This is a genomic window from Algivirga pacifica (assembly GCF_039543525.1).
GTDB lineage: Bacteria > Bacteroidota > Bacteroidia > Cytophagales > Flammeovirgaceae > Algivirga > Algivirga pacifica.
This window is the reverse complement of sequence record NZ_BAABJX010000059.1, coordinates 117158-127747: the sequence shown is the minus strand read 5'-3', so window position 1 is coordinate 127747 and position 10590 is coordinate 117158. Positions and strand designations below refer to the sequence as shown.

The window sequence follows — 10590 nt, the reverse complement described above, 5'->3', positions numbered from 1 at the left end:
TAAAGATAGCGCCTTAGAACGAATATCTTAAATCAAAATTTTCAATGAGCGAAAGCTCAGTTACTTTACTTCCAAAGCCTTCTTCCTCTTCTGCTCCCCACTTATTCGCACATAAGAAGCAAAGCTCTTCTGATCTTTATGACCGGTAACCGCCCGGATCAATTCATCACTAAGTCCTAGTGAAACAGCTGGAGTTGAGAAGGTACGTTTGTCATATTTGTAAATAGCTTTATCTATCACTGGAGAGTTTCATCAATAGGCTAATTAAAATATTTATAGTACTATCTTTCGATAAAATCTCCCCAACCTATTATCATTGTAAACATAACGATTTACCTGATTTAGGTTGTTTAGTAGTTAAGCGAGTACATGGAAATAAGGTAGTGTATGATAGATCATATAGAAATACAAGGATACAAATCCATTAAGAAGCTGGCGTTGGAGCTTCGTCCTATCAATGTGCTGATTGGCAGCAATGGGGCGGGGAAATCCAATTTCATTTCTTTTTTTAATCTGCTGAGAGCGATTTTCGGCAAGCAATTGCAACGCTTTGTCCTGGAAGAAGGGAAGGCGGATAGCTTGCTGTACTTTGGAAGAAAGACGACAGAGCACCTTTACGGGAAATTACTTTTCTCGGAGGGGAATGGACATCAAAGTGCCTATTGGTTTGATCTAAGGGCTTCCAAGCAGGAAGGGTTGTTTATAGATCAGGAAGCTTCTGCCCAGAATATCCAAAAAGGAGATCAACAGAAAGACTATACGATCACGGGGCCTTATGAGGAAAGCCACATTACCAAACATCAGGCTTTTGAGCATCAGTATTTGTCGGATATAGCGATATTCCATTTCCATGATACCTCTTCCACCTCTTATTTGAGAAGGGGGTGTGATGTGGAGGATAATCAGTATTTCAAGAGTGATGGACGAAACTTACCGGCTTTTCTCTACCGATTAAAAGCGGAGCAGCCGATTATCTATAAGCGTATTCTAAAGACAATACAGTCTGTAGCTCCTTATATCTATGACTTTATTCTAACGCCTAGCATGACCCCAGGTAAGCAAGGAGAAATTGAGTTAAGATGGGTAGACAAGAATGATTTGAATTCTAATTTCTCTGCTTACCAATTATCCGACGGAACCTTGCGATTTATTGCTTTGGCGACGGTATTGATGCAGCCTATACCTCCTTCTGTGATTGTGATTGATGAGCCTGAGTTAGGATTGCACCCTATGGCGATCACTAAATTGGCAGGAATGATACAGGCAGTTTCCCAAACGGCTCAGGTAATCATTTCTACCCAGTCGGTTAACCTGGTAGACTGTTTTGAGCCTGATGATATTGTGACGGTAGACCGGGATAGTCATAATAGCGAATCCATATTCCAACGTCTGGAAGAGAAGGAACTGGATTTATGGCTACAGGAACATAGCCTGGGAGACCTTTGGAGAAGAAATATCATACATTCGGCACAACCATTTACCAAATGAGAAGACTGATTATTATTTGTGAAGGAGAGACGGAACAGGAGTTTTGTAAAGATGTATTGTCTCCATTCCTGGCACAGAAACAGATATTTATTGATACGCCTCGCATTAAGAAAACAAGAGGGGGAATAGCGGATTGGTCTGTCATTAAGAAGGAGGTAGAGACATATCTTCGTCAAGATACAGCTGTATTTGTAACCACTTTGATGGACTATTATGGCTTAATGGAAAAGCATCAGTTTCCGGAATGGGATCGGGCAGAGCAGGTGATGGATAAGTCAATTCGTATGGGTATCCTGGAACAGGGAATGAAGGATAGTCTTTCGCCTGAGCTGCAATCTCGCTTTATTCCTTATATACAGCTTCATGAGTTTGAAGCCCTATTGTTTACGAATAAGGAAGTGCTATTGAATAGCTTTCTACCTCGTGAAATAAAGGATCAGGCTTACCTGGAAGAAACCTTTCGGGAGCAAAATCCGGAGATGATTAACAATGGTCGTACCACAGCACCTTCTAAGCGATTGGAGAGAAGTATAGAGGGGTATAATAAAGTGCTGTATGGCAGTATGATTGCTTCTGAGATTGGACTGGAGAATATTATGGCTGCTTGTCCAAGATTTGCTGTATGGGTGGGGAAGTTAAAGAGTCTCTGAGATTTATATAGATTGTCTACGCACTGAGTAGACAATCTATATACAAGAAGTTGTCTGCATTTAAGACCTTTTTACATAACATGAATATCGTTGAGTGTAATCTCGAAAACATTTCTATTTTCTTTGACTTCGAATGAGATTGTGAGATCGCTCCAGGTTCCATTAAGAGGAACTTCATATTCAATGATTGCTACTTTCTTCTGAGATGAAGAATCCCACCAAAAATTAATTTGTGCATAGGAAGAGTCTTCCCCTTGAGGAAATTCAATACGATACTTTCCGATAGTGTCTTCAGGAAATCCATAATTTGAAATTACATTTTCCATCAATTGTGGAGTCCATTGATAATAAGGGTCATGTAGAATGGTATTGAATGCTCTATTAAATGATCCCTTTTCAAGTAATCTCAGCCATTCTTCAATCCACTGTATAATCTTATTTTGCTGAACTTCAAGGTGAAATCTTGGCTCCATTGTTATTACTCCTATCCCGTTCTCATCAATCGTATAGGCTGTATTTTGCCAATCCTCTACTTCTATAGTTTTTTCGTGTATTCTGAAGTTCTCGGTTCCACTTTCCGTTATAAAAATATCTGGCGCATCAAATTTCCATTGTATTTCTCCATCACGGTTAATTCGTATGATTTCTAGTTCTCCATGAATGATAAAGTCATCCATAAATGGAAGAAGGGATATGTTAGTCGCTGGGTCGTACTGTCCATACCATATGAGTTTTAGGTTAGGTATACCTAGACAATAGATCGCATTGCATACACATATCCAAATCTTATCGTGATCAATATAAAAGGACTTTTTATGAACGCTTGTAGCTCCTTTGAATTCACATAATATAGCACTGGACAGCTCATGCTCCAGAGCCAAGTCTTTTACACGAATGCCATGTTTACTGATTGGGTGAATCCGTTCCTGAACAATAGCCCCTTTAGAGTATTCAAGCTGGTAGCTGTTGATATTATCCGTTGAATGCACTGAGTAGTCGTACTCATTCAGTACCTCAATAAGATACTCTTTGTAAGTGACTTTCATTTGATAGTTGTTGATGTTTTCTATTTAATTACTGTCTCTCTGTGTGGGTGGTAAATAATCCTTTTATGCTGAGCAGTTATTTTCATATTTGTCCCAATACCCCCATCGTCAAATGTGCGTAATCTTTTTCCGGCTTATTTAAGCTAACAGCATACCTGAAATAGCTTTTTAGCTTAGGTTGGGATAAGAATAGAAGTATTCGTTTGAAGAGACTGGTATATATATCAAACTCCATCGAAGTGTTATTTCCTTGAATGATCAATTTTCCTCTGTGTACAATCGTTTTTTTATTGCGATATCTATCCTTCATTTCAATTCTATAGGCAGTGAGTGAAATATCAGACAGATCACACAGTTTGAACCCAACAGCTTTGATAGTATTATTGATATTCAGGTAAACAACTAAACCACCTTTAAAAGGCTCAATATTGGCATAGGTTGTTTGACCATTTAGAATGATATCATCAAGCACTTTTACCCCTCCAATGTATTTGATTTTAGGTGTGCCACTCCCTTTACCCCGGAGCTTTTCCCAGAAAGAATAACGGCCTCCAAAATGGAGAATATCAGACTGTCTTAGCGTCCCATCATTATTTAGTTTTAGAATTTTCATCTCGCAGCTATTTGTAGTTCTTATTCCCAAACCCCTTCCAAAGCCTTCTTCTTTTGTTCACCATTCATATTCACATAAGTAGCAAAGCTTCTTTGGTCCTTATGCCCTGTTACAGACTTGATTAATTCATCACTAAGCCCCAAAGAAACTGCCAGTGAAGAGAAGGTATGTCTTCCTACATGGGTAGAAAGTTTTTCCCATCTTTCAAAAGTCTCATCAATAGGCTCTTTTCCTCTAAAGCGACGAGTATGCATGGTATCCGTTATGCCTGCTAGTTGACCAATCTCTTTGAGGTAGTCATTAGCTTTTTGGTTGCTGATCTTGGGAAGCTTTCCATTGTATTTCCTTAAAATCTCTTGTGCTTTTGGAGATAAAGGGATTTCTACTGGACGAGTACCTTTTGTCTTATTTTGGATATTATACCAGAAACCATTACGGATATCCAGGGGCTTTTGAGTGTCTCCATAACGTTGGCCTGTATGACATAAAAACACAAAAAGATCCCGTACACGGTCTAGACGTTCATCTTCCAATTCCACATCAATGATGCGTTTTAATTCCTCTTTTGTAAGAGAAATGGAATCGGTCTTATCTTCTCTGGCCTTCCATTCTTCATGGGAAGTAATGTTGTGATAACCTCTTTTTCTGGACCAGGTTAAAAATGCCTTAGTGGTGACGATATAGGTTTTGGCTGAGTTATTCACCAATTTTACGTGAAAGAGTAAGTATTCGGTAATTAAAGCATAGGTTTCCGGACTCATACGATCAAAAGAGAGTTTAAGGTAGATCTCCTCAAACCCTTTGAGATGCTTTTCAGTAGTACGGATCTTCTTCATCCGGTTTTCGGTCACCTCTGCTTCTTTTTCCTGAACAAACTCCTTCCATGCTTCCCAGAACTTGGCAGACTCATCTTCCAGGAGAAGCACATTTCCTTTGAGTCGGTTGATAATCGTTTTGATTTCCTGCTTCAGAGTTTCAATACCAACAGGCTTTCCACTCATCGCTATATCTGACAGATATTCCTGAACGTTCGCTTCAATCTTGGAAAGTACGGTATTGCTTTTGGAATCGGTACGGGTACGTTGCTTTCGCTTGTCCCATTTGCTTTGCATACAAGTGATTCCCGTTCCAAAGATATATTGCTTATTATTGAGGGAAAGGTAAAGTGCCACGCTGGAAGGTTTTCCTTTTCGATGGTTGCGTAGGTAGAAGTTGAGTTTCATAGCTGGTCAAGTAATTAGTTAGGCATTGAGGTATATGGAGCGATTTGATTTAAAAGTGTATCGTAATTATTTATGGCTCTGGTCAAGTTTTGAAGGTCTGGTAGTTCTTCTTCCTGATAACCTCTCATCATAGATAATGAAATCAACAGCTTCATCATTACCTTTTGATCGTGTAAGAGATCTTTTCTAAGTTGAATCATATCAGTACTTGCTTCGTGTGATGCAACACTACGGTTATATGTAGCCTGGGCTTCTTCAAAAACAGCAGCCATGTGTTTCCTTTGAGTGGAGTCATTGATTTGTTTGAGATAGAAATGGACATTATTCCAAAAGCGCTCATTATTTTCTTGAAATTGCTTCCAATCACTGAGCAACTCATGGTTATTGGTATTTGTGTCATTGATGGCTTGCATCAATTGTTGTAATTGAGCATCATTCTCAAGTCTTTCATTGAATAAATCATCAATGATGTTTTTGCCATAGCCTCTTCGTTTCATCCAAAGAGCATCAGATAATGATTCTGTATTGCTTTCCTCTAGGGTTTTAGGAATAGCATTTTGAGTTTTCATGGCGATTACTTCTTTGTCATTGTTTGTGGAGCAAGCCATAAGAAGGAAGATCGTAGTCGAGATAAATAAAGAAAGCAGTCTGTTCATAAGTTCTAAAATGTAAAGACAAGTTATATATATGAATAATGAGTAGTACTTGGAAAGTTACTTGCTATCAAATCATTTCCTCTGCAAGCCCTTTTACGAAATAGGGTTTTCCACCATAAGAAGGATGACGTACGTAAATCGACTCATAAGGAAGATCCTTCAGTTGAGATTCTGCTTGTCTGCCAATGGCAAGAATCTTCTTCACTTTAAAGATCTCAAGGAGCTTTACCAGATAAGTCTTTCCCAGTTCCAATTCAGCCTTTTTAGGAGCACGATTGGTCAGGAGATTATCTTTGGTATGCGGATGAAATTGAAAGATATTCCAGATTAAGGGCTTCTGGTTATATTTGTCTAGTTCTTTCCAAACGATATTGGCAGACTTCTCTTTTTCAAGAGCATCCTTAGCATTAACAAAATCGTATTCTTGAGATTGGAAGAAAGGATTAGTAGCTACAATCTCTTCGCTGGTAAAGGGGATACCTGTTAGTTTGCACCCCTTGTAGCCTGGTGCTTCTCCCAACAGTAGTACTTCTGGTTGAAGAGTGTACATATGCGTTAGGTACTTTTCAAGGTTCGCTCTTCTGATTTTACTTTCCTTAGAGTTTCCGGCATAAAGGTTAGTTGCTTCTTCGCTTACGACCTGTTGAGAAAGTTCGTCAATGAAAGTTTTGATTGAATCCAATTGGTTGTATTTTTATAGTTGAAAATAGTGATGAAAACCCTGTAGAGTAGTCGCTATAGATAGGAGTATGCCCATACATAATAGACCATTCTTTAGAGTAGTAATATACATACTTTATACAGAGTTTTATGATAAAACTGTGTAAAAGTGATGAAAGATAATCCTATCGTATACTTCGTAAAACGTTGTTTTTGTATATAGGAATAAATATAGTACAAAACGGGTAAAAAATTAAGGACTTCTGGTGGTGCTACTGAATCTCATTTAAAGGTCTGAAAAGCAGCTATTTACCCTTCTATAATTAACTGTTTTTTGCAATGTGTTGATTTCCAGCATTTTTAATAGTTGAAAATAGTCAAGGTTACAAATTCGGTTACAGATGCCTTTGGGTCACGTTTGAGGTTACGGTACCTCTCTATGCTAAAACGAGCCCTGTTGCGGAGATCTTTTAAATCTATTTTTTTATCTAAATCAGTATTCCAAACAAGCTCTAAGCTACGAGGCATTGACTCGTTTTGATTACCATGAGCATGTCCATATAGAGGTGGAGAAAAAGAAAGTGTATAAGAGAAAGAAAGAAGTATTTATAGCTGTTTTTAAGTGATTAATTAAGGTTATTGTATTTTCGTATAGTTTAATCAGTATTAAAAGCGGCTTTATGGATACTTTTTCAAATTCACTTCCCACTCATGAATCGTTGCCAGTAGGTATTTTATCTCGTTGTTTTGACAATACCGATAAGTCTTATAAGTTTTACTGGTTTCTATCCATTTTGGATCATATACAGGACAGCCCTGAAGCTCTTCATATTTCTTATGAGGAACTTTTTACCAGAATGGTATCCAATGTGTGGTACCCATTGGATTTTTATAAACTGTCTTTTGGGAAGAATGATGCCTTTAAAAAGGTGGCGGAATACCTTTCAGGTAGAATAGAAATAGATCATCGGGTAAATGCCCGCCCACTTTTTGAGCAAATTAATGAAGGATTACAACAAGAGGAGTATAGGGAGATGTATCGCATGATGTATGCTATTCTGAAAGCCAATGTTCCTTATCGGTTTCAAAGCCCATTTTTTAGTGCAGAACTAAAAGGGATAAAAGATCATCGGAAAAATAAAAAAATTCAGGAACTGGCAGGGCAATACTATGGGATAGGATATGGAAAAGTATTCTATCGTTATACCGAGCGGGGGATAGAATTGGACGGAGCATGGAAGGAGTATTTCCTCCAACATCAGCCTATTTTAAGAGGATTCATTTTTTGGCATTTATTGAATTATGTGCAAAAGCATAATCCAAATGTCGTAGGACTGGTGCATAAGCTGGAAAAGCGAAAATCCAGAGACTTAAAACTTGCCCGTTCTTTTTGGGATATCTATTTACAGCACCGCGAAAGTGCCAAGTGTATTTATTCAGGTGAAGAGATTGTTATCCCTTATAGCATTGACCATTTTATTCCATGGAGCTATGTGGTACACGATCAACTGTGGAACCTTACTCCTATATCAGCCAGTGTCAACTCCTCGAAAAGTAATGCGTTACCTTCTTTGGAAAAGTATCTGGAATCCTTTCAGGTACAGCAATATGATGCTTTTCAGACAGTAGTCAGGGCCCATATCAAGAAAGATACGAAGCAGAAAATAATGGAAGACTACTTACAGCTTTTTGAGTGTTCTGAAGGAGAATTGCTGAATATTCCTCATCATCAGTTTGCTAGTAAGTTGGGAGATAAGGTTAAGATGAATGAACAGATGGCAGGGAGCATGGGGTTTGAAAGAGGTTGGAGGTTGGGCTTAAATCGGTAAGTAAGTGAATTCTATATTGAAAAGTGTCCATTGTGGTGGAGTCGATCTCACAGTCACTTGATTCCGAGGTGTTAGGGGAATATGAAGGGGCCAGGTGAAAAGGATATATATCAAACTATCATTTTAATCGCATAAGAATAATGCTTATTATTTTTTTGATGAAGACTAACCCCAAACGAACGACCACCATCATTTTTTACTGAGAGAAAGCATCGCATCTTGCCCAGAAATAACTGAATTAAAAACTGGACAAATGAAAAATGAGATACTTTACTTTTTAGGGATTCTATCCTTTTTATTGGGGGGCTGTAGTGTCCAACAGGAGGAGGAGCGGGATGTTTTTAGCTGGGACAATGCAACGGTTTACTTTGTTTACGTCGACCGGTTTTTTAATGGAAATATCAATAATGATGAGAACTATGGCCGGAAGAATGATTATGGTTCTTCTCTGAAAAATGTGGCGACTTTTCATGGGGGAGATATCGCTGGACTGACACAAAAACTAGAGGAGGGCTATTTTCGTGACTTGGGAATAACAGCGCTTTGGATCACCGGAGTATATGAACAAATCCACGGCTGGGTAGGAGGTGGAGATGCGAATGATTTTCCGCATTATGCCTATCATGGGTATTACCCTATGGACTTCACGAGCATGGACCGGAACTTTGGAACAATTGAAGAGTTTCGAACTTTCGTAGACCGGGCACACGAACAGGGAATTCGTGTGATTATGGATGCGGGGATTAATCATCCGGGGTACCAGACTTTACTGGATGCCGTCCAATACGATTTTGGTGGGGTAGACCTCACGGAAGCAGAAGCAGTAGAGCATATTGGAGGACTGACCAACTCAAAAGAAGAAAAGCAGCATTATCAAATCTATAGGTACTTACAGCATTTTGACTCGGCAAAAAGTGCTTCTTGGAATCAGTGGTGGGGATATGACTGGGTGCGTACCCCCGAAGAAGTGGATAAAGATCTATTGACGGAAAGTATTTTTGGTCTCGCTGATTTTAGAACGGAATCCAGAGAGAAAGTGGGGTTGCCGCCATTGTTACTCAATAAGTGGTCAATGGAACAAGGGGAGGATTTTATGCCATGGGTAAACCCTTCGGCATTGAAATATAGACAGAACGCAGATTATAGTCAGTCGGATTATGTGATTAAATGGTTGGCCGCTTGGGTGGAGGAGTTTGGAATTGATGGCTTTCGTTGTGATGTGGTAGAAAATGTGGACGATTTTCGCTGGTTACAGCTTAAGGAAGAATGTGACTTGGCTTTAAATCGATGGCGATTGAAAAATGCATCCAAAGAGGCTTCTCAATGGACAGAGGATTTCTGGATGACGGGCGATATCTGGGATGCAGACATTCGCTATTATTCCAATTATGCTAATCTTGGGTTTAGCTCTATTGTTAATTTTACCTTTCCTAAAGACGGTAACCTGGATGCCATTGGACAGCTCTGGCAGTATTATGCCGATTCTCTTAATACGAATCCAAATTGGAGTACGCTTAGTTTCCTGAACAATACCTATAAGCGAGATACCGACTTCTCCAAGATTGAAGAGGCGGCAGTTGCCCTATTATTGGCTCCAGGAGCTGTGCAGATCTTTTACGGTGATGAAGTGACTAGACCAGAAATGAAAACAGCAGCAACAGACCCAACCCATGGCTATCGATCCGATTTTGTTTGGAGACAAAATGAGGATGTGCTTGCTCATTGGCAAAAATTGGGAAAGTTCCGCAAAAAACACTTGGCAGTGGGTGCCGGAAAACAAGAAATGATAGCTCCGAATACCTATCGCCGCACTTACCAGAAAAGAACTATTTCCGATACGGTACTCATTAAGATTAAGTGTGAAGAGGTAGAAATAATGGAAGTAGCAGAGGCTTTTGCTGATGGAACACTATTGCGAAATGCCTATACCGGAGAGTTGGTGGAGGTGAAGGATGGAGTGGCGCGTTTTAATACCAAAAATGAAATATTACTGATTGAAAGAGCAGCTGCTCACTAGGGTTTATCACGGTTAATGGCTTATAAGCAGGGAAAAGCTCTTAAGGGGTTCAAGGAAGAAGGATAAAGGATTACTATCCATAGGTTTCTATTCCTTTATCCTTCTTTTTTCCTCCTTTATCCATTTGGAAGTAGTCCCTTTATTTCTATCAGAAAACTTAGTATTTAGCCCACTAGTGGGCCAATTGCTAAGTTTCCTTATAAAAAAGACATCTGCTCTAAGAGTTCAGTGTAGCCTGCGAGGCACGAGCAAGGCGAAACGCTCTTAGAGCTAAATAGCAGTAAACTATCAGTTTATTTAACGTTTAGTCCACTAGTGATGTGTTTTCACTCATACTGAGTAAACCGTGATACACGCTACTGAAAGTTTTTTTCAAACTATGGATTTCAAACAAGCTCTGAGCTTAAC

Annotated in this window: 9 protein-coding genes; 4 read left to right on the top strand and 5 right to left on the bottom strand. The window is 39.2% G+C overall.

Annotated elements, in window-relative coordinates; translation table 11 throughout:
• Positions 1 to 387 precede the first annotated feature (387 nt).
• The gene (locus ABD985_RS19075) at positions 388 to 1488 is read left to right on the top strand and encodes an AAA family ATPase (protein WP_345374575.1); all 1101 of its coding nucleotides are present in this window, start codon (positions 388 to 390) and stop codon (positions 1486 to 1488) included.
• Positions 1485 to 2138, top strand: coding sequence for a DUF4276 family protein (locus ABD985_RS19070; RefSeq protein ID WP_345374573.1), 654 nt, complete (start codon positions 1485 to 1487; stop codon positions 2136 to 2138). The genes ABD985_RS19075 and ABD985_RS19070 overlap by 4 nt, the downstream gene beginning before the upstream one ends.
• A gap of 71 nt (positions 2139 to 2209) precedes the next feature.
• On the opposite strand, the gene ABD985_RS19065 is transcribed toward ABD985_RS19070, so the two are convergent.
• From ABD985_RS19065 to ABD985_RS19045, 5 genes are all read right to left on the bottom strand, one after another.
• Positions 2210 to 3184: a hypothetical protein gene (locus ABD985_RS19065; protein ID WP_345374571.1), complete on the bottom strand. Its 975-nt coding sequence runs from the start codon at positions 3182 to 3184 to the stop codon at positions 2210 to 2212.
• A gap of 82 nt (positions 3185 to 3266) precedes the next feature.
• A complete protein-coding gene (locus tag ABD985_RS19060; protein ID WP_345374569.1) occupies positions 3267 to 3797 on the bottom strand; it encodes a hypothetical protein in 531 nt (176 codons plus the stop codon).
• Between the two features lie 20 nt (positions 3798 to 3817).
• The gene (locus ABD985_RS19055) at positions 3818 to 5020 is read right to left on the bottom strand and encodes a site-specific integrase (RefSeq protein ID WP_345374567.1); all 1203 of its coding nucleotides are present in this window, start codon (positions 5018 to 5020) and stop codon (positions 3818 to 3820) included.
• Between the two features lie 14 nt (positions 5021 to 5034).
• Positions 5035 to 5589, bottom strand: a complete 555-nt coding sequence (locus tag ABD985_RS19050; protein ID WP_345374565.1) for a hypothetical protein — start codon at positions 5587 to 5589, stop codon at positions 5035 to 5037.
• Positions 5590 to 5743: 154 nt separating this feature from the next.
• On the bottom strand, positions 5744 to 6358 hold the full coding sequence (locus tag ABD985_RS19045) for a uracil-DNA glycosylase (RefSeq protein ID WP_345374563.1): 615 nt from the start codon (positions 6356 to 6358) through the stop codon (positions 5744 to 5746).
• Between the two features lie 658 nt (positions 6359 to 7016).
• Between ABD985_RS19045 and ABD985_RS19040 the strand changes: the two genes are divergently transcribed.
• Positions 7017 to 8165: an HNH endonuclease domain-containing protein gene (locus ABD985_RS19040; RefSeq protein WP_345374562.1), complete on the top strand. Its 1149-nt coding sequence runs from the start codon at positions 7017 to 7019 to the stop codon at positions 8163 to 8165.
• A 253-nt stretch (positions 8166 to 8418) separates the two neighbouring features.
• On the top strand, positions 8419 to 10182 hold the full coding sequence (locus tag ABD985_RS19035; protein WP_345374560.1) for an alpha-amylase family glycosyl hydrolase: 1764 nt from the start codon (positions 8419 to 8421) through the stop codon (positions 10180 to 10182).
• Positions 10183 to 10590: the final 408 nt, after the last annotated feature.

Bases quoted from the DNA above. Each gene is read 5' to 3' on its own strand.
- ABD985_RS19060 (WP_345374569.1), bottom strand. From the start codon at position 3,797: ATGAAAATTCTAAAACTAAATAATGATGGGACGCTAAGACAGTCTGAT.
- ABD985_RS19035 (WP_345374560.1), top strand. From the start codon at position 8,419: ATGAAAAATGAGATACTTTACTTTTTAGGGATTCTATCCTTTTTATTG.
- ABD985_RS19075 (WP_345374575.1), top strand. From the start codon at position 388: ATGATAGATCATATAGAAATACAAGGATACAAATCCATTAAGAAGCTG.
- ABD985_RS19055 (WP_345374567.1), bottom strand. From the start codon at position 5,020: ATGAAACTCAACTTCTACCTACGCAACCATCGAAAAGGAAAACCTTCC.
- ABD985_RS19065 (WP_345374571.1), bottom strand. From the start codon at position 3,184: ATGAAAGTCACTTACAAAGAGTATCTTATTGAGGTACTGAATGAGTAC.
- ABD985_RS19040 (WP_345374562.1), top strand. From the start codon at position 7,017: ATGGATACTTTTTCAAATTCACTTCCCACTCATGAATCGTTGCCAGTA.
- ABD985_RS19070 (WP_345374573.1), top strand. From the start codon at position 1,485: ATGAGAAGACTGATTATTATTTGTGAAGGAGAGACGGAACAGGAGTTT.
- ABD985_RS19050 (WP_345374565.1), bottom strand. From the start codon at position 5,589: ATGAAAACTCAAAATGCTATTCCTAAAACCCTAGAGGAAAGCAATACA.